Below are 24,928 nucleotides of genomic sequence, written 5' to 3' on the forward strand. Positions count from 1 at the left end.
ACTGTTAGTCATTTTACGGAAAGATTTTCGGCATATAATAAAAATGGTAAGCAATCAAATTTTGATTGCTTACCATTTTTTTAGTTACAGTGATATAGTTAATAAACAATAATACTAGAGATTCAGTCTAATTATTCAAGTATCGTATTAAGTGTTTAGCAGTTACAGAATCTTTAGTATCTAATAATCCTTTTGGTTGTCCTTCATATAGTAATTGTCCGCCTTGGCCACCGAGCATAAGGACCGATATCAATAATCCAGTCTGCATGCGTCATCATGGTTAGGTTATGTTCTATAACTACTACTGTGTTGTTGTCATCAATGAGTTGATTAAAACAGTCTAATAATATAGGTATGTCATCTTCATGTAATCCTGTTGTAGGTTCATCGAAGACAAAAGTGTGGTGATTTACAGTACGTGTTAAATATTTACTTAGTTTCACACGTTGAACTTCGCCACCTGACAAGGTATTTAACGTTTGACCTAATGTCATATAATTAAGACCTGTGGATTTTAAAGCATTCAAAGGTGTTGAGATATTGTGTTTTGAATGGAAAAATTCAATTGCTTCATCTACAGTTAGCGCAAGAATATCTGCGATGGAATAACCTGCTACTTTAGCGTCAAGCACTTCTGGTTTATATCTTAGTCCGTTACAAACATCACACGTTTGAGTGAAATCTGGCATAAATGCAAGTTCGGTTTTTAAAATACCTTTACCATGGCACTCTGGACAAGCGCCTTCTGAATTATAACTAAACATAGATTTTTTTAATCCTGTTTCTTCACTGAAATAGCTTCGAACTTCATCAAATATATTTAAATAAGTGAGTAAGTTAGAACGACTTGAAGCATGCACAGGTTTTTGATCAATAAAAATAGTGTCTTGTAACTGCTCTAATCCTTCATGAATTAAAGAACTTTTGCCGGAACCTGCGACACCAGTCACTACAGTCATAGCCTCTTCTGGTATTTGAGTTGAAATATTTTTCAAATTATTACGAGATATATTAGATAGCTTAATAAAATGTTGGCGCTTTCTAGGTTGTGATTTAAGCTTATGCATTCTTCGTAAGGCAACGCCTGTACTGGTAGTTGATTTTAATAAAGCATTATAAGACCCAGTAAATGTAATCTCGCCACCATTTTTTCCAGCAAGTGGGCCTAAATCTATGACATGGTCAGCAATACGTATAACATCAGGGTCATGTTCAACGACCAACACAGTATTACCTTTGTCTTTTAAAGATTGTATGATTTCATTTATACGTTGTATGTCATCAGGATGTAAACCAACACTAGGCTCATCTATAATGTACACTAAATCACTTAAAGGGCTATTAAGGTGTCTTATTAATTTAATGCGCTGTGATTCACCACCTGAAAGCGTGGTAGTTTCTCTAGATAAAGTTAAGTAATTAAGCCCAATATAACTTAAAGATTGTAACTGTTGTTGTAGTGGTTTAATGATGACACGCGCTTTATCTGAATGAATGTTTTTAATGAAATCTAATGCATCATCAATGGATAATTGAGTGAAATCTGCGATGTCAAAATCATTAATTTTACATTTTAAAATATCTGGATGTAATCTTTTTCCATGACATTTCGGACATTCTTTTGAAGTCACGACACGATCTATGGCTTCTCTAAATTTATTTTTTTCAAAATTATCATTGAGTAAAAAAGAACGTCTGAAGCGATGAATTAAACCTTCGAATTTGGCTGTCTTAGGCCAATTATCAGGCGGGTTTTTCAGTTTAGTAGGCTTTGTGTACAGCAACGTATCAAGTTCTGCTTGTGTATAATCTTTTAATTTTTTATCATTATCAAATAACCCTGTATATAAATAACGCTTTCCTCTCCAACTATCTGGTCTAAAAGAGGGGAATCGTATCGCATCTTCATTTAAAGATTTATTAAAATCTAACAACTCATTTAAATCTATGTCCTCCACATATCCTAGACCTGAGCATGTATCGCACATTCCTTTAGGATTGTTAAATGAGAATATGTCAGAGTAACCCACAAAAGGTTCTCCGATTCGAGACCATAATAATCTCACTGAAGCGTATATATCAGATATTGTTCCTACTGTTGAACGTGAATTACCACCTAGTCGTTTTTGGTTGATAATCATCGCAACTGGTAGGTGTTCAATCAAATCTACTTTTGGTTTTGAATATTGAGTTAATTGATGTTGTATATATGTAGAATATGTCTCGTTTAAAAGACGTTCTGACTCGGCAACAATTGTATTAAATACTAATGAAGATTTTCCTGAACCTGAGCGACCAGTAAAAACCGTTATTTGATGCTTTGGTATATCGACAGAAATATCTTTTAAATTGTTTTGCTTTGCGCCGTGAATACGAATTGTTGTCATGACTTTCACCTCTCAATTATAACTATACCCGAAAAAAGATGATGTATCACTTGTATCGCTGAATCGTAAAAATGTGTATTTTGAATGACCTGTGCTAATCTTAACAAAGAATTTACAACGACATACCTTGCTTGTGACATAATGAAACATGTACAATAAATGAAAGTAATATATAGGTGGGTGAGCGATGAAAAAACTAATAATTAAAATTATTGGTGTATTATTATTAATTTGTTTTTTAATTTATCTATTTTACTCACCGCGTTTAAAGTTTGACGTACTCGAAAATCCTAATAAAGATTCAACTAAAACGACACAAAATAAGGATGCTCAAAAAACTGAGACAAACGCTGAAAACCCGAAACCTAAAAAGGGTGTGAGTACGTGGGTTGGTCAAAGCTTAGATGAATTAACTGATAAATATGGTCAAGCTGATCGAGTTTATCCATATAAAAATAATTTTAAAAACTATGTGTTTAAGCAAAAAGATAAATATTATTTGATTACTACTAAAAAAGGGATCATTAAATCTGTTTATGCAACAGGTAAAGATGCTAATGTAAATCCAATAAAAATACAGGACGATGCGTCACACGTTTTTGAAAAATATAGTATTAATCCAGAACCAACGATTTCTGTTAATGGTAAGCAATATGAATTAGAGCTATCTGATTCAGATATGAAAACACAAGCATTAATTAAATTTGAAGATATGTATGCGCAAGTTTACATAGATCAACAATCTAATGAGGTTGTAGCAGTTAGATATTTAGATAGTGAAGCTCTGGCAGCATTTAAACCCTATCAAATGTTATCTACCAAAGAAGATAAAGAGGTTAAAAGTAAATATAGTAATATCACTTATGAGCAAAACTCAAATCAGCTGACAACACTTTATGAAATTACAAATGAAATGAGAAAGTTAAAAGATGCCAAGCCATTAAAAGTTAATAATCATTTAACGCATATTGCCTCATTTAACTTGTATGAAGCAATTGGTACTGATAGTGTTGAATTTACTGAAGATGCTTTAAAACAACAGCTCAATGAGCAAGAGGTGCCATTTGTATCTGCTAGTCAAAATGTTGGCTATGACTTCAACGAAGTGCCAACGTTAATACATAGTTGGCTCAACTCAGATATTCATAGATCAAGGATGTTAAACTCTAAATATAATGAAATGGGTGGCGAAGTAACAAATGGTTACTACACAATTATTTTTGTTGAAGATAAATAGAAAGGAGATTTGTAACGATGATTACTGAAGAAACATTAACAGTGCTTGATGAAATTGAAGCGCTTAGTGATAAAATACTTGAATCAAGATTATATAAAGAATATAAAGAGGCTGAACAACAGTTAGCGGATAATGATGAAGCACATTTACTATACCAAGCATTTTTGAAATCAAAAGATAAGTATGATGAAATTATGCGTTTTGGTAAATACCACCCTGATTACCAAACGGTGATGCTAGATACACGTAAACGTAAACGGGCTTATGAAATGTCGCCAGTTGTAATGGATTTTAAACAAAAAGAAGTCTTATTACAGGATTTAATAGATGAGGTGATTGTTAAAATTGCATACGCTGTTTCTGAAAATGTAAAAATTGAAACAGGCAATCCATTTTTCCAAAAAGATGCAAGTGGCTGTGCTACAGGTGGATCATGTAGCTGTTCACTTTAAGCTGAATTTTTAGAGTCATTAATAATAAATATTGAAAAAGCTGGGACGCCTCATTGAGGTTTCCCAGCTTTATTATGACGCATGCGTTGCTACTGATAAGTATGTTTAAATCGTTCTGCTAAATCGGGTCTGTCAGTAACAAGTGTATGCGCACCATTAAAAATCAAATCATTCATTAAGTCGAGATTATTCACCCCATAATAACCTGGGATGATATCACGCGTGTTAAGCCACTGAATGAATTTTGGTGAAGTTAGTTTAATACCTTTGAAAGAAACAGGCATTTGGAAAGTGTGCGCACGTGGCTGAAAGGTATCGCCTAGACCTAAATAGAACTTTAAGAAGCCTTCTGCCACTTCATTTTGGCCTGCGCCAATAGCTACAGTGCCATTACTTATTATATTAAACCGTTCAATTTGTTTACCGTGGAAACTTGTTACTAATACGCGATCTTGAGCATTATTAGCAACAATATCCTCAAATATAATTTCTGGTACAAGATGACCATGTTCACTTTCAGGATCGTCTTTTAAATCAACATTAATCAATTGATTTGGATATAATTTAAGTAATTCATCAAAAGATAAAATATAAGCATCTTTGTGACCTCGATAAGGTTTATGACCGTTTATATCTACAAAATGATATCCTGAATCTAACTGTTTTATCTCTGCTAAAGTATGTTCTGATACTTTACCTGAACCGTTAGTCGTACGATCCACATCTACATCATGGAAAACGATGAGTTTTCGATCTTTTGTAAGTCTCACATCTGTTTCAAATCCATCAATCCCGTGTCTCTGCTGCATTATCAAAAGCAAGTTTAGTTTGCTCTGGTCTTACAGCCATACCACCACGATGGGCAAATATATATGGTGCAGGTTTAGAAAAGAAAGATGGTATACTTTGATTATTCGGTTTAGCTTTATATTTAGTAATTAATAACACGCTACCGACTAAACCTAGCGTACTTAAAAATCCGCCCTTAATTAATTTATTAATTTTTGTCACGAGCAATCCTCCTCAGTTTTGAGTATATAAAGTAATATAGCAAATGTTTGTGATACATCAAAATAATTGTTATTTATAAAAAGAAAAAGACATGATATTATATAATGGCTAATAATTGGAGTGAAAAAAATGAACACTATAGCTAGAACAAGTTTGATAATTTATTTAAAACATATGAAACACGAAAGACAAGTAAGGAAATTTGGTCATATCGTAAGTGTAAATAGACAACAACGCTATGTCGTAATGTATATAAATGAAGAAGAAGCGGATCAAATTGTTGAGAAATTAATGAAGCTTAAATATGTGAAAAATATTGAAGGTTCGCCCTATAAATATTTAAAAAAGGTTTATGAAAAAGAACAGCATGAAATATCTTGATTCAAAAGTTTTAAAAGCTTTATTTTTGTATCCAATCGATAGAAATCTAGCTAATGACTTAATATAGGGCAGTTAAACAAGCCACAATAGTACAATTATAGTCTACAGTGGCTTGTTTTATTCAATTATTGCAATGGTGGAATCCATCGTTGCAGTCTTAAAACGCTGATTAAGTAATTAAAATATAAATCGATGTCGTGGAAAGTGTCACTTGGTTGTACATCTACCTCTTTGATATCTATATTGTATAGTCTTGCTTGCTCATTGATTAATTCAAACTTTTTGTTTGAATTAGGATAGGGATAATTTAAAGCATTAACCATGATATACATAGCTTGGAAGTGATTTTCACTTGTAGGATGCATAATGATTGCTACTGAAGAAGGCTTTTTTTCGAAAGTAGCAGTGTGGAAATACACAATATGGTCGATACGTTTGAAATTATATGCTATTAAAGTGTTAAATTCGAATAAGTCTGTGAGGCCTTCGCCTAATTTTATAAATGATTGTTTCAATATTGTAACCTCCTATCGTGCAGTATGCATTATATAAAATTTGATTTAAGAATGGAAGTGTTAATAATATGAGAGTGATTTCAGGAATACATAAAAGTAAAGCACTAGAGAGTTTAGAAGGGCGCAATACAAGACCTACGATGGATAAAGTGAAAGAGGGTATTTTTAATAGTCTTCATGAAGTTTCAGGTATAGGTTTAGATTTATATGCGGGTAGTGGGTCTTTAGGTATCGAAGCTTTGTCTCGTGGTATTGATAAAATGATTTTTGTAGATCAAAATTTTAAAGCTGTTAAAGTGATTAAAGCAAATTTAAAAAATTTAAATATAGAATCGCAAACTGAAGTATATAAAAACAATGCAGACCGTGCGTTGAAAGCACTTTCGAAACGTGATATTCAATTTGATGTAATTTTTTTGGACCCACCATATGAAAAAGGACTTATAGATGAAGCGTTGGAAGAAATCGCAAAGTTTAATTTATTAAAAGAAAGTGGTATTATCGTTTGTGAGTTCAATCATCACGAAAAAATTAATACAGACCCTTTCCATGTGATAAAGCGTTATCATTATGGACTGACAGACACTTTGTTATTAGAAAAAGGAGATTAAAATGTCTACAACTAAAGCAGTTATTCCCGGAAGTTTTGATCCAATTACATATGGGCATATAGATATTATAGATAGAAGTGCTGATCGCTTTGATGAGCTTCACATTTGTGTCTTAAAAAACAGTAGTAAAGCAGGAACATTTTCAATTGAAGAACGCATAGAATTGATTAAAGAATCAGTGAAACATTTGGATAACGTTACAGTTCATCACTTTAATGGTTTACTTGTTGATTTTTGTGACGATATTGGCGCACAGACAATAATTAGAGGTTTGAGAGCTGTAAGTGACTTTGAATATGAATTGAGACTGACTTCAATGAATAAGAAGCTAAATAGTGATGTAGAAACAATGTATATGATGACAAGTACAAATTACTCGTTTATTAGTTCAAGTGTAGTTAAAGAAGTTGCTCGCATATAAGGCAAATGTTTCAGACTTCGTCCCAGTACATGTGGAAAAAGCATTGAACAAAAAATTTAGAAAATAACTATAAAGAACCGATACTTAACAAATTGAATAGTGGTTCTAGACTGTATACAAAATCGTTGAACTGTATCTAGGCAAATAGGCAAATGGATAATTAAAAAGGGCTGACTTCATACTTTTAGGTATGCGGTCAGCCCTTTTTAATTTATGGTTAATATATACTGTCTTAAACACGTATCACAGGTGTATTGAAGTCGGTAGCGGTGCTATTAGAAAGAAAATTATAAATCTGAGTGGCGTGTATTTCATTCGTAAAATAATGTGCGTTTTGTTTATTGACTTGTGTTATATAATTACGTTCTGGAAAAGCGTTTTTTAAATATTTTAAATATTGCTGTCCTTTTTGTGTCATGCCTAATACTCTAACGGCTTTAATTGTTGAAGGTTTATCTTGTTGTTTGAAATTCAGTAAAATGTTCATAAGTAAACGTTGGATATGCGTATATGTATAACGCTTCGTTTTAATTAATTTCATTAAATGTTCAAAAGAAGTCGCTTCATTGATTAAATGTATTAAACGATGTTCTAAGCCTTCACTCATTAAGTGGATTTGTTCTAAAGCTTGCACATCTTGACTTAAAATTGCGTATTTTATATAAGTGAAGGTGTCTTCAATTGAGACGTGAGGCACTCCATAAAGTGCTTGAGTAGATTCAGGAACAACCTTTTTCCATTGTTCATCACCTGTTTGAATCGATTTACGAATCGAAGTACCACTCGCAAAAGCAAAGTTTGAAATCAAATCATCATGATGAGCGCTTTGTTCTCGAGGTATCGTCCAAGGTTGGATGCATGGTGCCCATTTTTGAATCGCACGCACATATGATATCCCTAAAGTGTTATTAGGTGATGAAAGTAACGAATGATCAGAGATAAGTTCACTAATTATTCGTGGGTAGCTTTTACCTTCTTTAGATTTCTCAGAAAATTGTGGGGAATCTTCTACTTTATTCATTTCTTGAGCAAGTGATAGAAATGCATTTATATCACCAGATTCACTACCAAATGATAAATGATTAATATTTAAATAATCTGCTACTTGAACTGCAGTTTCTGCAAAATACTGTCCTGCAGATATAGCAGAGTAGGCAGGTAATTCAATAACTAAGTCAACAGCGGTTAACGCCATTTGTGTTCGAGTGAATTTATTATAAATTGTCGGTTGGCCTCTCATTACAAAGTTTCCACTCATAATTGCGACAGAAACTTCAGCTTCGGTAATTGACTTTGATTTCTGGGCATGGTATAAGTGACCATTGTGGAAAGGATTATATTCTGTGACTAGTGCAACGCTTTTCATTTGCAATTCTTCCTTTCAGAATTCATTATATATATTGTAACAGATGTAAATGTGTTAAGAAAAATCTTGACAACTTATGTCTATAAAGTTAAAATAAATTTTGTGCTTGTTAGAGGTGAAGCCCTATGAAATGGTCAATAACACAATTAAGAAAATTCCAAGATAAACCATTTGAATTTCATCAAACGGTTAATTTTGATCATTTAGTAAAATCATTAGATTTAATAGATCTATCTGATATTGATGTTGAAGGTGAATTAACCGTCAGATCAAATGAAGTCATTGCAGATATGCATATAACCGGAACGTATACGATGCCATGTGCACGTACGTTAGTTCCTGTAGAAACTCCTATAGATATTAAATCTCAAGAGATTTTTGATTTAGAAGGATATGATGAGTATAGTAATGGCGAAGATAAAGATGAACATTACCATGATGCAACAAACGGTATGATAAATCTAAAAGATATTACTGAAGAACTAGTTATCATTGGAAAGCCAATGCGTGTTTTTTCAAGCGAAAGCGATCAGATGTTAAGTGAAGGCAATGGTTGGGAAGTTATTGACGAAGAAGAAGCGGTTGAGCTTGCAAAAGATAAGGAAGAATCTGAATCTAAGCAAATTGATCCTAGGCTTCAAAAACTACAACAATTATATGACGAAGAGTAATAGCGGATTTTAATAATCTATAGTATAATGGATTATTGAATCTGAAAATTTCTATTTAGTGTTTGAATATAAGGAGGATATATCATGGCAGTACCAAAAAGAAGAACGTCAAAAACAAGAAAAAATAAACGTCGTACGCATTTCAAAATTTCAGTACCTGGTATGACAGAGTGCCCAAGTTGTGGAGAATATAAATTATCTCACCGCGTTTGTAAGAACTGTGGTTCATACAATGGCGAAGACGTTGTATCAAAATAATTTCATTTAATTAAATGGCTTAATAATAGCCTATTCTAATCGTTCACTAATTATTCACTTGATAATTTTTGAGCGATTTTTTATGTTAGAGATAGATAGTATTTATATTCAACTGATAGGTTGTGTAAAATTATGGAAACAATGAATGCACAAATAATTATAGATAAAATAGAAAATAGTGATGCGATTTGGCTTTATGAGCATTTTAGTGATTATTTTCAAGACGTTTCTTCTTATAAAGAATTCAAAAAATTGTTGAGTGCATATAATGGTATCAGAGGAACAAACAGGTTGTATAAACATTTACATATAAATCGTCAAGATGAGTACATTTGGTTTGACAGTAATATGGAATCAGGTGCAAGTGTCATTTTAAATAAATATCAAGAAATTATTGGAATGGCGCTAATTCCGATTAAGCAATCACATTTGATTAAGTTCTCTAAATGTAGCTATACCATCCCTTTACAAGAAGATTGGCTTGTTCATACTGGTGGCTCGAATGAATTATTAAATCATCACTATCGATATAAAAACCAACGCAATGCTTTTGATTTTGTGAAAGTAATTGAAGGTTTTACATATAATGGTGATCCTACGCTGTGTGAGAATTATTTTAGTTATAATGCGCCTATTTTAGCTCCGAGCAAACGGAGTAGTAGAAGAAATTGTAGACGGGATTCCTGATTGCATACCTGGTGAATATAATACAATGCATCCTGAAGGTAATTATATAATTATTAAACACGGACGTAATGAATATAGTATGATAGCACATATCAAACCGGATTCATTTAAAATTAACAAAGGAGATACGTTGTTGCGTGGACAACATATCGCAAATGTAGGTAATTCTGGAAATGTTGCTGAACCACATGTACATTTTCAAGTGATGAATCATAAAAACATACAAACAACTCAGACGTTGAAAATTAGATTTCTCAATAACGCTTCCCCAGTCAAAGGTGATATAGTAACATATACAGGAGATAATATTTTAGTGGAAAGTGAAAGTCATTTTTCTACATTTTTTAAAAATATTAGTACAAATATTAAACATAAATTTAAAAGTTAAAAATACTAAAATAAAGAGGCTATGCTATGGAAATGATTACTTCGGCTCAAAATAGTAAAGTTAAAAATGCAATTAAATTAAAAAAGAAACGTGAAAGAGATAAAACAGGACGTGCACTTATCGAGGGTTATCATTTGATTGAAGAGGCTTATAAGAGCAATTTAAAAATTGAACAATTGTATGTCGTTGATATTGAAAGACTCGATGATGATATGATTAATTATGCTGAAGAAGTATTTGAAATCAATTTAAAAGTTGCTGAAGCATTATCAGGTACAGTTACGCCACAAGGGTTCTTTGCAGTGATTGAAAAACCTGTTCATGAAACACGGAAAGCCCAACAAGTGCTATTAATAGACTGTATTCAAGACCCAGGTAATTTAGGAACACTAATCCGTACCGCTGATGCTCGCAGGATTAGATTTAATTGTTCTTGAAAAAGGCACAGCAGACCCTTATCAAGATAAAGTTATGCGTGCGAGTCAAGGCAGTGTCTTTCATATTCCAATTGTGTCACAAGATTTAAGTGAATTTATTGATGAATTTGAAGGTGAAGTGTATGGTACTGCGTTGGATAATGCAGTAGCCTATAATCAAATACAAAGCCAAGAAAAGTTCGCGTTACTTTTAGGTAATGAAGGTGAAGGTGTAAACCCTGAATTGTTGAGTAAAACGACTCAAAATTTAACAATACCTATATATGGCAAGGCTGAAAGCTTAAATGTAGCAATAGCCGGTAGTATCGTGATGTATCACTTGAAAGGTTGACCCTTTAATCAATTATCGTATATAATATAGTTAATGATATTACAAAATAAATATTAACCTTTAAAAAGACGTAGACTATTTTCATACAGTTGCTTAAGGGAGATTATCCTAAGACTGCAAGATAATCCACTGTATTTAGTTTTTTTCACCTTTTTGGTTACTTAAAGAAATTTAAGTCGGACTTCATTTCCGTTATCAATGACAACAAGTGTATGCTTAGGCATAAATTTGGGTGGTACCACGGAAGGCTTTCGTCCCAGTTTCAAGGGATGAAAGTCTTTTTTGCATTTTTACAAACAATCATTATACATTTAGATTTTAATATAGGAGGACTATGTATGGCACAAACAGAAGCGATGACTGAGATTAAGCAACAAGCATTAGTTGATATTAATGAAGCTCAAAATGAAAAAGAATTACAAGACGTAAAAGTTAAATATTTAGGTAAAAAAGGTTCAGTTACTGGTTTAATGAAACATATGAAAGATTTATCAAACGAAGAAAAACCAGCCTATGGTCAACAAGTGAATGAAGTGAGACAAGCCATTGAAGGTGAAATTGAATCACGTCAAGAACTTTTAGCTCATGAACAATTAGAACAACAATTAAAAGAAGAACAAATTGATGTCACATTACCTGGCCGTAAAATTTCAATAGGCTCTAAACATCCTTTAACAAGAACGATTGAAGAGATTGAAGATTTATTCTTAGGTTTAGGTTACGAAATTGTTGATGGTTTTGAAGTAGAAAAAGATTACTATAACTTTGAAGCGTTAAACTTACCTAAATCACATCCGAGCAAGAGATATGCAAGATAGCTTTTATATTACAGATGAAATATTAATGCGTACACACACTTCTCCTGTGCAAGCGAGAACGATGGAAGAACGCAATGGTCAAGGTCCTGTAAAAATCTTATGCCCCGGTAAAGTTTATCGACGCGATTCTGATGATGCAACGCATAGTCATCAATTTACTCAAATTGAAGGTTTAGTTGTAGATGAAAATATTAAAATGAGCGATTTAAAAGGTACGTTAGAATTATTAGCTAAACAATTGTTTGGCGAAGATAGAGAAATTAGATTACGTCCAAGTTACTTCCCATTTACTGAACCTTCAGTAGAAGTAGATGTTTCATGTTTCAAATGTGAAGGTGCAGGCTGTAATGTTTGTAAGCAAACAGGTTGGATAGAAATTCTAGGCGCTGGTATGGTACATCCTAATGTATTAGAAATGGCAGGTTTCGATTCAAATAAATATACTGGCTTTGCATTTGGTATGGGGCCTGATCGAATTGCAATGTTGAAATATGGTATTGAGGATATACGTCATTTCTATACAAATGATGTACGTTTCTTAGATCAATTTAAAGCTGTAGAAGATAGAGGTGAAAAGTAATGTTTATTTCAAAAGAATGGTTAGAAAGTTACGTAGATATTAATGAACCAGTAAATGCACTTGCAGAAAGAATTACACGTACTGGGATTGAAGTAGATGATGTTGTAGATTATACAAAAGAAACTAAAAATTTAGTTGTCGGTTACGTACAATCTAAAGCGCCTCATCCAGATGCTGACAAGTTAAATATATGTTTAGTAGACATTGGTGAAGCAGAACCGGTACAAATCGTGTGTGGTGCGCCTAATGTTGATGCTTGGTCAGACAGTCATTGTTGCAACAGTAGGTGGTAGATTACCTGGCGGCATAAAAATTAAGCGTGCTAAATTACGTGGAGAACGTTCAGAGGGTATGATTTGTTCGCTTCAAGAAATTGGTGTGCCAAGCAATCTTGTCCCTAAAAAATTTGAAGATGGTATTTATGTCTTTTCATCAGAAGTGACGCCAGGTACAGATGCTATGACTGCGTTATATTTAAATGACCAAGTGATGGAATTTGATTTAACACCAAACAGAGCTGATGCACTAAGTATGATTGGTACAGCTTATGAAACAGCGACATTATACAATGTGTCGATGAAGAAACCAAAAACAAATAGTAAAGAGGTTTCTGGACAAGCATCAGATGAAATCAGCGTGAACATTCAAAATAAAGATAAAGTTGCATATTATAGTGCAAGAGTAGTGAATGGTCTAACAATCGCACCATCTCCAGAGTGGATGCAAATGCGTTTAATCAAAGCAGGTATTCGTCCAATCAATAACGTCGTAGATATATCAAACTATGTACTTTTAGAATACGGACAACCGCTACACATGTTTGATAAAGATCAAATAGGTTCAAGTCAAATAGAAGTACGTCAAGCTCATGCTGATGAAAAAATGACTACACTAGATGATCAAGAAAGAACATTGAAAGACAGTGATATCGTTATTACAAACGGCACAAATCCAATAGCAATTGTTGGTGTAATGGGTGGCGATTTCTCAGAAGTGACTGAATCAACAACGAATGTTGTGATTGAAGGCGCAATTTTTGACCCTGTTTCTATTAGACATACTTCAAGAAGATTAAACTTAAGAAGTGAAGCTTCTAGTCGTTTCGAAAAAGGCATTGCTACAGAATTTGTAGATGAAGCGGTGGATAGAGCGTGTTATTTACTTCAAACTTATGCGGGCGGTTCAGTAACACAAGGTCGTGTAGCAGAAGGTGATTTAGGTCAATTTGTTACTCCAATTGAAATTTCTATAGATAAAGTAAATAAAACAGTAGGTTTTGAACTATCAGCGGAAGAAATTGAAGCGATTTTTGTACAATTAGGCTTTGAAACAACTAGAAATAAAGATATCTTAACTGTTAGGGTACCTTCTCGTCGTAAAGATATTACAATAAAAGAAGACTTAATTGAAGAAATTGCACGTATTTATGGTTACGACGAAATCCCATCAACATTACCTGTGTTTGAGGAAGTCACACATGGTGCTTTAACTGATAGACAAGGTAAGTCTCGTGTCGTGAAAGCAACACTAGAAGGCGCTGGATTAAGCCAAGCAATTAACTATTCATTGGTAGACAAACAAAGAGCACAAGATTTCGCGCTACAAGAACGCGCTACAATTGATTTATTAATGCCGATGAGTGAAGCGCATGCTACTTTACGACAAAGTTTGGTACCTCATTTAATTGATGCAGTTTCTTATAACGTCGCACGTAAAAATAATAATGTGCGCTTGTATGAACTAGGTCGCGTATTCTTTGGTAATGGTGAAGGTGAATTACCAGATGAAGTTGAATATTTAAGCGGTATCTTAACAGGTGATTACACAGTTAATGCTTGGCAAGGTAAGAAAGAAGAAATTGATTTCTTTGTTGTCAAAGGAATCGTAGATCGCATTGCTGAAAAATTAGATATCCAATTTGACTATGAGTCTGGAGAAATTGATGGCTTACATCCTGGTAGAACAGCTATGGTTAAATTAAACGATGAAATCATTGGCTTTGTGGGTGAATTGCATCCTCAAGTTGAAAAAGAGCATGACTTAAAACGCACATACGTTTTTGAATTAAATTATGAAAAATTGATGGCTGTCACAGTAGGATATATTAATTATCAACCTATCCCTAGATTCCCAGGTGTATCAAGAGATATTGCTTTAGTTATCAACCGTACAATACCATCAGCAAAATTAGTGAAAGTCATTGAAAACCATGGTGGAGATATTTTACAAAATGCCGAAGTATTTGATGTTTATGAGGGTGAACATATTGCTGAAGATGAGAAATCAATTGCAATTCGTTTAGCTTATTTAGATACAGAGCAAACACTTACAGATGACAAAGTAAATGCAGTACATGAAGACATCTTAGCTGCTTTACAAGCAGAAGGTGCAACAATTAGATAAAATAGTGTGATTAAAAACCTTGGTAGACCATTATTATGGACTGCCAAGGTTTTTAGATTGTCGATAAAGTCCATGTGGTGGCAGTTTTTTGTGCACGCTTTCCGCGAGCATAGGCTCAGACTGTAGATTTAGGCTAGCGCTTTTACCGCGAGGAGTCGGCACAAATCACTGACTTTATTTAAACAATAATAATTTCATTATTAAACAAAGATTGTCTCAATGATAAATACTTATAAAAAAATAAACCAAATGCTTTTATGGCAATTGGTTTGTCTCGTTATGAAATTTTGGTAGATCATCGCAAATGGACTATCAAGATTTTTATTTTCTAACGATGTTTCTTTTGTACTAATTTTTCTGCTTTGGCACGGTTGGCAAAATGCTTTTTAGTGATAGAGTCTAGGTAATCAATGCCTTTGCGTTCAATGATTTTAGCTGCTGCAAGATCGACCTTATTACTAGCGCCTTTAGGAATCTCTGTTTTAGCGACACGGGAGAGGCTATCCATATTTTTAACAAAGGCATAACGTGAAATAATACTGGCTGCCGCAATTGCTATAGATTTAGATTCACCTTTTGTTTCGAATTTTGTTTTAGTGCTGAAGGGTAAATCGGTTAGCGCATAGCGTTTATATACACCGGCTTCAGCAAATTGATCAATGACAATATAGTCTATTTCATCAGTATCTATCTTTTGCGTTACATTTTTGATTGCTTCGTTATGTAATACTGCTTTCATTTTAACTTGTGACCAGCCAGATTTTTGTTTTTCGTTATATTTTTCATTGTGCATAGTTAACAAAGAATGAGGGATAAAAGTCACAAGCTGTTCAGCCAATTCTACGATTTTTGCATCAGTCAATTTTTTAGAATCATCGACGCCAAGGGTTTTTAAAATTTGAACATTTTTCTTAGAAACATACGCAAGCACACACAGTAAGTGGTCCGAAATAGTCACCACTGCCCGCTTCATCACTACCAATACATTGATAATTGTTATATCGAATAGTTTGCTTAGTGCTAGAAGTTTTTTTGGCTGAATTCGTTGTAGATGTTGCGGGTTTAGCTGTATTAGGTAAGAGTTGGGATGCTATATTATCTGCATCTTTACCTTGAAACATGACTTTATTTGAATTATAAATTGAAATTGAAGTGCTTTTATATTTAGTTTTGCCTTTCATTCCCTGAGAAACATTCGATGTATCAAATTGAATTTTAGACATTAATTGCTGGATTTCTTGATTTGTTAATTTAAGTACAACATTTGTCATGTTTTTTGGCCTCACTTTATATGGATTGCTAATATTTATATTTCGACACTGAACATCATATCACAAGTATAAATAACCGAGCTACCTGTGAAAGTACCATCTATTAAAAGTTTATGTAGAGGCATTTTCGTTTACATTGTCAAAAATGTTATAAATAACAAATATTTCAAATATTACAAATCACACCTCTTACAAAATAATATTTTGTCGTGTATAATGGTTCGTAATAAATAGTATGAATTACTAAATTAAACACTTAAAAGAATCAATTAGAGAAGGAATTCGGAAATATAAACAAAAGTCAGGAGTTATTATATGGGAGAGTTTAAAAATCGGATTAACGTCACTATTAATGATCAGCGCTATACAATTGTCGGAGAGGACAATCCTGAGCATATCCGTTATGTAGCACATCTCGTTGATGAAAGGATTAAGGAATTGGGCAGTAAAAGTGCGGGTCTAGACACGACAAGAAAAGCAATATTAACAGCGGTAAATATCATGCATGAAAAAGTACAATTAGAAGAGGAAAATCATCGTCTACAACAAGAAATAAAACAACTGAAAAACAGTGATGAATAATGATTTTTGATATACTAATAGTAATTGTTTTTATATACATAGGAATGATTGGATTTAGAAGAGGTGTATGGTTAAGTGCATTGCATCTAGGTGCTACGCTGTTTTCATTATGGGTAGCACAACGATTTTATTTGCAAATATCTCAACGATTGGAATTATTTATACCTTTTCCTAAAACACAGGCTTACGATTTGAATTATGCTTTTCAATTTGATAATCTACAACAGCGATTCGACCACATTATTGCATTTTTAATCGTAGCGACAATTACCAAAATGCTTTGCTATGGGGTTATTGTAGTCTTTGATAAAGTGATTCAATACCAAGGGCTCAATTTAATAAGTCGATTTATTGGTATGTTAATGGGAATAATATCTTCAATTATTATTTGCACAACATTATTGTATAGTGCGAGCACTTTATCCATTAGAATTTATCCAACAGCAACTCTCAAGCTCGATGATTGCCGAATATATGTTATTACATATTACTTATGTATCGACATTCGTATTAAACATATAGTTAGCATAATTTTCGTAAAATATATAGATTTTTAAAATACAGGAGGTCAGGGCATAACCAATTTACTGATGAACGCATAACAGTAATCTGTCTTGACCTTTTTTTATGGAGTGAAAGTAATGACAAAAAAAGATATTATTCAATTATTAGAAAAAATAGCTACTTATATGGAATTAAAAGGTGAAAACACATTTAAAGTTTCAGCGTATAGAAAAGCCGCACAAAGCCTTGAAATAGATGAACGTCCGCTTGATCAAATTGAGGATGTTACAGAATTAAAAGGCATTGGTAAAGGTGTAGGAGATGTAATTAAAGAATATCGTCAAGAGGGGAATTCTTCGACTTTAGCGTCATTACAAGAGGAAGTGCCAGAAGGGTTAATTCCTTTATTGAAAATACAAGGATTAGGCAGTAAGAAAATAGCTAAACTTTATAAAGAATTAAATATAGATGGCAAAGAAGCATTACAAAAAGCTTGTGAAGCAGGTGAAGTGAGTGAATTAAGCGGCTTTGCTAAAAAAACCGAGCAAAATATCTTAGAGGCAGTTAAAGCGCTTGGTGCGAAAAAAGATAAATACCCGATTGACCAAATGAGAGGCTTAAACATTGAAATTAACGAACATTTAGCCTCAATTGCAGATATTGAACAATACGAAGTAGCGGGTAGTTACAGAAGATTTAAAGAAATGAGTAAAGATTTAGACTATATTATAAGTACAAATGAACCGACAAAGGTACAACAAGCATTACTTGATATTCCTAATAAAGTTAAAGAAGTAGCTGTTGGTCAAACAAAAGTATCATTAGAAGTAACTTATGATGATGAAACAATAGGTGTAGATTTCAGGTTAATCGAACCTTCAGCTTTCTATCACACACTACAGCATTTCACTGGTTCTAAAGATCACAATATTCGTATTCGTCAGTTAGCTAAAGAAAATGATGAAAAAGTGAGTGAATATGGTATCGAACAAGCAAATGGCGAATTGCTTCAATATCAAAGTGAAAAAGAAATTTATGAACATTTCGGTGTGAATTGGATTGACCCGAGCAATGCGTGAAGATGGAAGTGAGTTCGATAAAGACCTGTCAGATATTATTAAATTAGATGACATTAATGGAGATATTCATATGCATACGACGTATAGCGATGGTGCATTCAGTATTGAAGAAATGATAGAAGCAAACATTGCTAAAGGTCATCAATTTATGGTGATTACAGATCACTCTCAAAGCTTAAAAGTTGCTAATGGTTTGTCAGTTGAGCGCCTATTACGCCAAAATGAAGAAATCAAAGCTTTGAATAATAAATATGAAGAAATTGATATTTACTCAGGTATTGAAATGGACATACTTCCTGATGGTCGTTTAGACTATGATGACGAAGTGTTGGCGCAATTAGATTATGTCATTGCGACAATACACCAAAGTTTTAATCAATCACAGGAAGACATTATGAAACGCTTAGAAAACGCATGTCGCAATCCATATGTCAGACATATTGCACATCCAACAGGTCGTATTATTGGTAAACGTCCAGGTTATGAACCAGATATTGATAGATTATGTAAAATTGCTGAAGAGACAAACACGATTTTAGAAATTAATGCAAACCCTAAACGGTTAGATTTAAATGCCGAAACAGTTAAAAAACATCCGAATGTTAAATTAACTATTAATACGGATGCCCATCATGTAGATCATCTTGAATTCATGAAGTACGGTGTGGCGACTGCACAAAAAGGGTTCGTAAAAAAAGACAGAGTAATCAATACGATGTCACGAGAGGCGTTTAAATCGCTTATAGAAAATAATATTAAATTGAAGAAATAGAGGGATTATATGAGGCAGAAATCATTAAATGTCCTGGAATTCGACAAAATAAAAGCACTTGTAGAGAATGAAACAATAAGTGATTTAGGTAAAGAAAAAGTTATAGCGATGACACCAACAACTGATTTTAATACCGTCGAATTTCAAATGAATGAAACAGATGAAATAGCTCAAATCTATAATAAGCATCGCATGCCAAGTTTAAGTGGTTTAGCAAAAATATCTTCATTTATTCATAGAGCGACAATTGGTGGCGTACTCAATGTTAGCGAATTAAATGTAATTAAACGCTTAATACAAATACAAAATCAATATAAAACATTTTATAATAGTTTGTTGAACGAAGAAGAAGAAATTAATTACCCAATTCTAAACGATAGAATGGAACAACTACCTGTTTTATCAGACTTGTATCAAAATATACATCAAAAATGTGATGCCTATGATTTATTTGATGATGCTAGTTACGAATTACAAGGTATTAGAAGTAAGATTTCTAAAACAACGCAACGCATAAAACAAAATTTAGATAAAATTGTAAAGCATCAAGGCAATCAAAAAAAACTATCTGATGCAATTGTGACAGTGCGTAACGATCGTAATGTTATACCAGTGAAAGCAGAGTATCGTCAAGATTTCAACGGGATTGTGCACGACCAATCTGCATCTGGTCAAACATTGTATATTGAACCTTCTTCAATAGTAGAAATGAGTAATCAAATTAGTAGTTTCCGTAATGATGAAGCTGTAGAGCGTGAACGTATATTGACTGAACTAACTATACAAGTTGCTGAAGAAGCAGACGCTTGTTTGATTTCAGAATCTATTATGGGTCAAATTGATTTTTTAACAGCTAAAGCACGTTATGCACGTTCAATTAAAGGCACGAAACCAGAATTTACTACGGATAGAACTGTTTATTTACCGAAAGCATTTCATCCGTTGCTAGATAGAACTTCTGTTGTTGCGAATACGATTGAATTTGCTCAAGATATAGAAACTGTGATTATAACAGGGCCAAATACGGGTGGTAAAACGGTGACCCTCAAGACACTGGGGTTAATTATAGCTATGGCTCAATCAGGTATGCTAATTCCTACACTTGATGGCAGTAAATTAAGTATTTTTGAAAATGTGTATTGTGACATCGGGGACGAACAATCCATTGAACAGTCATTATCAACGTTTTCTTCACATATGAAAACTATTGTTGAAATACTTCAAAATGCGACTAAAAATAGTTTAATCTTATTTGATGAATTGGGCGCCGGAACAGATCCAAGTGAAGGTGCCGCCTTAGCAATGAGTATATTAGATCATGTACATGAAATTGGTTCACTTGTAATGGCTACGACACACTATCCTGAATTAAAAGCATACAGCTTTAATAGGGAAGGCGTAATGAATGCCAGTGTGGAATTTGATGTAAATACATTAAGTCCGACTTATAAATTATTAATGGGCGTTCCTGGACGGTCAAACGCGTTTGATATTTCTAAAAAATTAGGACTTAATATGCAAGTGATTCAAAAAGCCAAATCTATGATTGGACAAGATGAACAAGAAATTAATGAAATGATTGCATCATTAGAAAATAATTCTAAACGAGTTGACGAACAGCGTATCGAATTAGATCAATTAGTAAGAGAAGCACAAGAATCGCGTGACGCACTTGCTAAACAGTACGCACAATATCAGAATTATGAAAAACAACTTTTAAGCGAAGCCAAAGAGAAAGCAAATCAACGTGTGAAATCAGCTACGAAAGAAGCAGATGACATTCTTAAAGAGCTACGTGAACTTAGAGATAAAAAAGGCGCCGATGTTAAAGAGCATGAATTAATCGATAAGAAGAAACAGCTTGAAGATCAGTACGAAGCTAAGTCACTGAAACAAAATGTCCAAAAGCAAAAATGGGACGAGATTAAGGCTGGAGACGAAGTAAAAGTCCTGACATATGGCCAAAAAGGTGAAGTGTTAGAACTTATTGGTGATAAAGAAGCTGTAGTACAGATGGGTATCATAAAAATGAAATTACCCTTAGAAGATTTAGAAAAAACGAAGAAAACCAAAGAAGCTCCTGCCAAGATGATTAAGCGAGAAAATCGACAAAGTATTAAAATGGAACTCGATTTACGTGGTTATCGATATGATGAAGCAATGGTGGCTGTGGATCAATATTTAGACCAAGCTGTGTTGAGTAATTATGAACAAGTTTATATTATTCATGGTAAAGGAACAGGCGCTTTGCAAAAAGGTGTGCAAAAACATTTAAAACGACATAAAAGTGTGTCATCATATAGAAACGGAATGCCAAGTGAAGGTGGATTTGGCGTTACCGTGGCAGAATTAAAATAAACGTGAGCAAGAGATATGCAGAATGTTATAAAGTCTGTTATAATTTCTTCATCATTTGAAATTTAAGGAGGATTGGCAGTTATGGCAATCGTAAAAGCAACAGATTCAAACTTTGATGAAAACATCAAATCAGGTGTAAATTTAGTAGATTTTTGGGCAACATGGTGTGGCCCTTGTAAGATGATTGCTCCAGTATTAGAAGAATTAGCTGGTGACTATGATGGCAAAGCTAATATTTTAAAACTTGATGTAGATGAAAATCCATCAACAGCTGCTAAATTTGAAGTTATGAGTATCCCAACTTTAATCGTATTTAAAGATGGCGAACCAGTAGATAAAGTAGTAGGTTTCCAACCTAAAGAAAACTTAGCAGAAGTAATCGAGAAACATTTATAGTAAATCATTAGCAAAGCTGGGACATTAATTTATTTAATGTCCCAGTTTTCAATTTATTAGCGTTTCAATAGATTGTTTAATGCGCTCGGTACTATTTATAATAGTTTGTAGGTAATATTTAAAACTCAAATAATGAGATGTATATATGATTAAAAATTATTAACTGAAACATGATGTATATTTACTTTCATGTCGTTATATTATATAGATTTAAAGGGAATATGAAGTGAAAGGAGGAGACATTAACGTGGAGACGTATCAAGAACAAATCAAACAGAAGCTTACAGTTGTGCCAACTGAACCAGGTTGTTATTTGATGAAAGATCGTAATGACCAAATTATTTATGTCGGTAAGGCGAAGAAATTAAGAAATAGATTAAGGTCTTATTTTACTGGTGCTCACGATGCAAAGACAACACGTTTAGTTGGAGAGATCCGAAATTTCGAATTTATTGTCACGTCTAGTGAGACAGAATCACTGTTATTGGAACTTAACCTTATCAAACAATACCAACCAAGATATAATATTTTATTAAAAGATGATAAAAGTTATCCATTTATTAAAATTACTAAAGAAAAATATCCACGGTTAATTGTTACAAGAACAGTTAAAAAAGGCACTGGTAAGTATTTTGGACCATATCCTAATGCGTATTCTGCACAAGAGACTAAAAAATTACTTGATCGTATTTATCCTTTTAGAAAATGTGATAAAATGCCTGACAAATTGTGTTTATATTATCACATTGGTCAATGTTTAGGGCCATGTGTCTATCCAGTTGAATTAGAAAAGTATGCAGAAATGACTAAAGAGGTTTCAGATTTCTTAAATGGTGAAGATAAAACGATTTTGCGTAATTTAGAACAAAATATGAAAGATGCTAGTGAAACATTGGATTTTGAAAGAGCAAAAGAATATAGAGATTTAATACAACATATTCATAATTTAACTAAAAAACAAAAAATCACAACATCAGATTATACAATTAGAGATGTATTTGGCTATAGCGTATCTAAAGGTTGGATGTGTATACAAGTGTTTTTCGTACGCCAAGGTAATATGATTAAACGTGATGCGACGATGATACCAATACAACAAACAGAAGAAGAAGAATTCTATACTTTTATCGGGCAATTTTATGATTTGAATCAACATTTGTTACCTAAAGAAGTGCACATTCCCCAACATCTAGATAAAGCTATGGTTGGTTCGGTGGTAGATACAAAAATTGTGCAACCTATAAAAGGTAAAAAGAAAGAATTGGTAGATTTAGCAAATCATAATGCTGAAGTGACGCTTGAAAATAAATTCGAGTTAATCGCAAAAGACGAGTCCCGAACAGTTAAAGCAATTGAAGAGCTTGGTGACCGTATGGGTATTCAAACACCAATTAGAATTGAAGCGTTCGATAATTCTAATATACAGGGTGTGAATCCAGTTTCTGCTATGGTCTCGTTTATTGATGGTAAACCAAATAAAAAAGGCTATCGGAAATATAAAATTCAAACAGTAGATGGGCCAGATGATTATAAATCGATGCGTGAAGTGGTACGTAGACGTTATACGCGTGTCCTAAATGAAGGCACACCATTGCCAGATTTAATTATTGTAGATGGTGGTAAAGGCCATATGAGTGGTGTAATAGATGTACTCGAGAATGAATTAGGATTAGATATCCCTGTTTCAGGTCTTCGTAAAAATGATAAGCACCAAACGTCAGAAATATTATATGGAGAAAGTGCTGAAATCGTTCCGCTCAAAAAAAATAGCCAAGCATTTTATCTGTTACAAAGGATACAAGATGAAGTGCATAGATTTGCTATTACATTCCATAGACAAACACGCCAAAAAACAGGTTTGCAATCAGTATTAGATACAGTAGATGGTATTGGTGCCAAGCGTAAAACGAAATTGTTGCGAACGTTTGGTTCAATAAAGAAAATGAAAGAAGCAAGTATTGATGATTTGAAAGCATCAGGCTTACCACAAAATGTAGCCCAAAATTTACATCAAGCCTTACACAATAAAAAATAAAATGTTTATGGCATGAGAATCATTCTCATGCCCAAATTGTTTTTAATTAGTGTTACAATAGCAAATAAGAGGAATTCTTTTTTTAAAATTATGTGGAAGCGTTTTCTAATTGAGAAAAATTATCATTTGAAATCAAACCTTTTAAACAATGAGTAATATTCAATTAAGGATTCACTTAAATGTTTAGAATTATACGGCATAATATTATATTGCAACAAACATATAATATTATAATTTAGTGTTGTACGTTTGTTTTCGAAAGAAATTATGTAATCGCTTTATATATTTCTAAGAAAGAATTTCAAAAAAATCAACTGTTTCACAGGGGGAACTTCCTTTTGGCATACTCGAAAAATCAATTCTATTTAAGACGTTTACATTCTTTACTTGGTGTCATACCTATAGGTGGATTTTTAATATTCCATTTACTCGTAAACCACCAAGCGACGAAAGGTGCAGATGCATTTAACCAAGCGGCTGGATTCATTGAATCCTTACCTTTCTTAATTGTATTGGAATTTGTATTGATCTACATTCCAATTCTGTATCACGCAGTTTATGGTGTACATATTGCCTTTACGGCAAAAGAGAACGTAGGACATTATTCAGCTTTTAGAAACTGGATGTTCCTACTACAACGTATAACAGGTGTTATCACTTTTGTGTTTGTTGCTATTCATGTATGGCAAACACGTATTCAACGTGCGTTAGGCCATGAGGTCAACTTTGACATGGTACATGACATCGTTACTAACCCATTTTGGTTAGTTTTCTATATTGTCTGTTTATTAGCTGTTACATTCCACTTTGCGAATGGTTTATGGTCATTCTTAGTAACATGGGGTGTATTACAATCACAAAAATCGCAACAAATTTTCACATGGGTTTCTTTAGTGGTATTTATCGTAGTTTCATACATTGGTATAAGTGCTATTCTTGCGTTTTTATAAGATAAAAAAATAAGTTTCAGATTTATA

Annotated in this window: 16 protein-coding genes and 8 pseudogenes; 19 read left to right on the forward strand and 5 right to left on the reverse strand. The window is 33.2% G+C overall.

The window, feature by feature from the left end; translation table 11 throughout:
- Nucleotides 1-127 precede the first annotated feature (127 nt).
- Nucleotides 128-2,387: pseudogene (locus tag ABLV95_RS03075) on the reverse strand (ATP-binding cassette domain-containing protein).
- 187 nt (nucleotides 2,388-2,574) lie between these two features.
- Between ABLV95_RS03075 and ABLV95_RS03080 the strand changes: the two are divergent.
- Together ABLV95_RS03080 and ABLV95_RS03085 are read left to right on the forward strand one after the other, a co-directional pair.
- Nucleotides 2,575-3,624: a CAP-associated domain-containing protein gene (locus ABLV95_RS03080; RefSeq protein WP_427704953.1), complete on the forward strand. Its 1,050-nt coding sequence runs from the start codon at nucleotides 2,575-2,577 to the stop codon at nucleotides 3,622-3,624.
- Nucleotides 3,625-3,641: 17 nt separating this feature from the next.
- Complete coding sequence (locus tag ABLV95_RS03085) at nucleotides 3,642-4,076, forward strand: YlbF family regulator (RefSeq protein WP_460872534.1); 435 nt, start codon at nucleotides 3,642-3,644, stop codon at nucleotides 4,074-4,076.
- Nucleotides 4,077-4,165: 89 nt separating this feature from the next.
- Here the strand turns inward: ABLV95_RS03085 and ABLV95_RS03090 are convergent.
- Nucleotides 4,166-5,087: pseudogene (locus ABLV95_RS03090) on the reverse strand (glycerophosphodiester phosphodiesterase).
- A gap of 129 nt (nucleotides 5,088-5,216) precedes the next feature.
- Between ABLV95_RS03090 and ABLV95_RS03095 the strand changes: the two are divergent.
- Nucleotides 5,217-5,468 (forward strand): YlbG family protein, encoded by a 252-nt coding sequence (locus ABLV95_RS03095; RefSeq protein WP_065337752.1) that lies wholly within the window; start codon nucleotides 5,217-5,219, stop codon nucleotides 5,466-5,468.
- A gap of 125 nt (nucleotides 5,469-5,593) precedes the next feature.
- Here ABLV95_RS03095 and ABLV95_RS03100 read toward each other — a convergent pair whose 3' ends face one another.
- Nucleotides 5,594-5,983, reverse strand: coding sequence for a DUF7147 family protein (locus tag ABLV95_RS03100; RefSeq protein WP_285322980.1), 390 nt, complete (start codon nucleotides 5,981-5,983; stop codon nucleotides 5,594-5,596).
- Nucleotides 5,984-6,051: 68 nt separating this feature from the next.
- Here ABLV95_RS03100 and rsmD point away from each other — a divergent pair, with 68 nt between their 5' ends.
- Together rsmD and coaD are read left to right on the forward strand one after the other, a co-directional pair.
- Entirely contained in the window at nucleotides 6,052-6,594 is a 543-nt protein-coding gene (gene rsmD, locus ABLV95_RS03105) for a 16S rRNA (guanine(966)-N(2))-methyltransferase RsmD (protein ID WP_427704948.1), read from the forward strand.
- 1 nt (nucleotide 6,595) lies between these two features.
- Nucleotides 6,596-7,082 (forward strand): annotated as a pseudogene (coaD, locus tag ABLV95_RS03110) (pantetheine-phosphate adenylyltransferase).
- Nucleotides 7,083-7,247: 165 nt separating this feature from the next.
- Here coaD and ABLV95_RS03115 read toward each other — a convergent pair.
- Nucleotides 7,248-8,381, reverse strand: a complete 1,134-nt coding sequence (locus ABLV95_RS03115) for a nucleotidyltransferase (protein ID WP_460876350.1) — start codon at nucleotides 8,379-8,381, stop codon at nucleotides 7,248-7,250.
- A gap of 125 nt (nucleotides 8,382-8,506) precedes the next feature.
- Here ABLV95_RS03115 and ABLV95_RS03120 point away from each other — a divergent pair, with 125 nt between their 5' ends.
- The 7 genes and pseudogenes from ABLV95_RS03120 (at nucleotide 8,507) to pheT (ending at nucleotide 14,954) form a co-directional block, all read left to right on the forward strand.
- Nucleotides 8,507-9,052 carry a YceD family protein gene (locus ABLV95_RS03120; RefSeq protein ID WP_057511870.1) on the forward strand — a complete coding sequence of 182 codons (546 nt, stop codon included), beginning with the start codon at nucleotides 8,507-8,509 and terminating at the stop codon, nucleotides 9,050-9,052.
- 84 nt (nucleotides 9,053-9,136) lie between these two features.
- Nucleotides 9,137-9,310, forward strand: coding sequence for a 50S ribosomal protein L32 (rpmF, locus tag ABLV95_RS03125; RefSeq protein ID WP_002507971.1), 174 nt, complete (start codon nucleotides 9,137-9,139; stop codon nucleotides 9,308-9,310).
- A 132-nt stretch (nucleotides 9,311-9,442) separates the two neighbouring features.
- The gene (locus tag ABLV95_RS03130) at nucleotides 9,443-9,997 is read left to right on the forward strand and encodes a hypothetical protein (RefSeq protein WP_460872536.1); all 555 of its coding nucleotides are present in this window, start codon (nucleotides 9,443-9,445) and stop codon (nucleotides 9,995-9,997) included.
- Nucleotides 9,998-10,022: 25 nt separating this feature from the next.
- Nucleotides 10,023-10,385, forward strand: a complete 363-nt coding sequence (locus tag ABLV95_RS03135; RefSeq protein ID WP_460876352.1) for a M23 family metallopeptidase — start codon at nucleotides 10,023-10,025, stop codon at nucleotides 10,383-10,385.
- Nucleotides 10,386-10,411: 26 nt separating this feature from the next.
- Nucleotides 10,412-11,153, forward strand: a pseudogene (locus tag ABLV95_RS03140) (TrmH family RNA methyltransferase).
- Nucleotides 11,154-11,491: 338 nt separating this feature from the next.
- Nucleotides 11,492-12,551 (forward strand): annotated as a pseudogene (pheS, locus tag ABLV95_RS03145) (phenylalanine--tRNA ligase subunit alpha).
- Nucleotides 12,551-14,954: pseudogene (pheT, locus tag ABLV95_RS03150) on the forward strand (phenylalanine--tRNA ligase subunit beta). The pseudogenes pheS and pheT overlap by 1 nt, the downstream one beginning before the upstream one ends.
- 328 nt (nucleotides 14,955-15,282) lie before the next feature.
- Here the strand turns inward: pheT and rnhC are convergent.
- Nucleotides 15,283-16,225, reverse strand: a pseudogene (rnhC, locus tag ABLV95_RS03155) (ribonuclease HIII).
- A gap of 315 nt (nucleotides 16,226-16,540) precedes the next feature.
- Here rnhC and zapA point away from each other — a divergent pair.
- The 7 genes and pseudogenes from zapA to ABLV95_RS03190 all read left to right on the forward strand — a co-directional run bounded on the left by zapA (nucleotide 16,541) and on the right by ABLV95_RS03190 (nucleotide 24,901).
- Nucleotides 16,541-16,807, forward strand: a complete 267-nt coding sequence (gene zapA / locus ABLV95_RS03160) for a cell division protein ZapA (protein ID WP_002507965.1) — start codon at nucleotides 16,541-16,543, stop codon at nucleotides 16,805-16,807.
- Complete coding sequence (locus tag ABLV95_RS03165; RefSeq protein ID WP_460876354.1) at nucleotides 16,807-17,364, forward strand: CvpA family protein; 558 nt, start codon at nucleotides 16,807-16,809, stop codon at nucleotides 17,362-17,364. Before zapA ends, ABLV95_RS03165 begins: the two co-directional genes overlap by 1 nt.
- An 84-nt stretch (nucleotides 17,365-17,448) precedes the next feature.
- Nucleotides 17,449-19,162 (forward strand): annotated as a pseudogene (gene polX, locus ABLV95_RS03170) (DNA polymerase/3'-5' exonuclease PolX).
- A 9-nt stretch (nucleotides 19,163-19,171) separates the two neighbouring features.
- Entirely contained in the window at nucleotides 19,172-21,520 is a 2,349-nt protein-coding gene (locus tag ABLV95_RS03175; RefSeq protein ID WP_460876356.1) for an endonuclease MutS2, read from the forward strand.
- Between the two features lie 81 nt (nucleotides 21,521-21,601).
- Complete coding sequence (gene trxA, locus ABLV95_RS03180) at nucleotides 21,602-21,916, forward strand: thioredoxin (RefSeq protein WP_002507961.1); 315 nt, start codon at nucleotides 21,602-21,604, stop codon at nucleotides 21,914-21,916.
- Nucleotides 21,917-22,163: 247 nt separating this feature from the next.
- Nucleotides 22,164-23,951 (forward strand): excinuclease ABC subunit UvrC, encoded by a 1,788-nt coding sequence (uvrC, locus tag ABLV95_RS03185; RefSeq protein ID WP_427704928.1) that lies wholly within the window; start codon nucleotides 22,164-22,166, stop codon nucleotides 23,949-23,951.
- 338 nt (nucleotides 23,952-24,289) lie between these two features.
- Nucleotides 24,290-24,901 (forward strand): succinate dehydrogenase cytochrome b558 subunit, encoded by a 612-nt coding sequence (locus ABLV95_RS03190; RefSeq protein WP_065337764.1) that lies wholly within the window; start codon nucleotides 24,290-24,292, stop codon nucleotides 24,899-24,901.
- Nucleotides 24,902-24,928: the final 27 nt, after the last annotated feature.

The organism is Staphylococcus sp. Mo2-1 (genome assembly GCF_046721385.1).
Taxonomy (GTDB): domain Bacteria; phylum Bacillota; class Bacilli; order Staphylococcales; family Staphylococcaceae; genus Staphylococcus; species Staphylococcus equorum_A.

What these genes read in the sequence shown, in the direction of transcription:
- ABLV95_RS03080 (WP_427704953.1), top strand. Translation starts at nt 2,575, where the DNA reads ATGAAAAAACTAATAATTAAAATTATTGGTGTATTATTATTAATTTGT.
- ABLV95_RS03085 (WP_460872534.1), top strand. Translation starts at nt 3,642, where the DNA reads ATGATTACTGAAGAAACATTAACAGTGCTTGATGAAATTGAAGCGCTT.
- ABLV95_RS03095 (WP_065337752.1), top strand. Translation starts at nt 5,217, where the DNA reads ATGAACACTATAGCTAGAACAAGTTTGATAATTTATTTAAAACATATG.
- rsmD (WP_427704948.1), top strand. Translation starts at nt 6,052, where the DNA reads ATGAGAGTGATTTCAGGAATACATAAAAGTAAAGCACTAGAGAGTTTA.
- ABLV95_RS03115 (WP_460876350.1), bottom strand. Translation starts at nt 8,381, where the DNA reads ATGAAAAGCGTTGCACTAGTCACAGAATATAATCCTTTCCACAATGGT.
- ABLV95_RS03120 (WP_057511870.1), top strand. Translation starts at nt 8,507, where the DNA reads ATGAAATGGTCAATAACACAATTAAGAAAATTCCAAGATAAACCATTT.
- rpmF (WP_002507971.1), top strand. Translation starts at nt 9,137, where the DNA reads ATGGCAGTACCAAAAAGAAGAACGTCAAAAACAAGAAAAAATAAACGT.
- ABLV95_RS03130 (WP_460872536.1), top strand. Translation starts at nt 9,443, where the DNA reads ATGGAAACAATGAATGCACAAATAATTATAGATAAAATAGAAAATAGT.
- ABLV95_RS03135 (WP_460876352.1), top strand. Translation starts at nt 10,023, where the DNA reads ATGCATCCTGAAGGTAATTATATAATTATTAAACACGGACGTAATGAA.
- zapA (WP_002507965.1), top strand. Translation starts at nt 16,541, where the DNA reads ATGGGAGAGTTTAAAAATCGGATTAACGTCACTATTAATGATCAGCGC.
- ABLV95_RS03165 (WP_460876354.1), top strand. Translation starts at nt 16,807, where the DNA reads ATGATTTTTGATATACTAATAGTAATTGTTTTTATATACATAGGAATG.
- ABLV95_RS03175 (WP_460876356.1), top strand. Translation starts at nt 19,172, where the DNA reads ATGAGGCAGAAATCATTAAATGTCCTGGAATTCGACAAAATAAAAGCA.
- trxA (WP_002507961.1), top strand. Translation starts at nt 21,602, where the DNA reads ATGGCAATCGTAAAAGCAACAGATTCAAACTTTGATGAAAACATCAAA.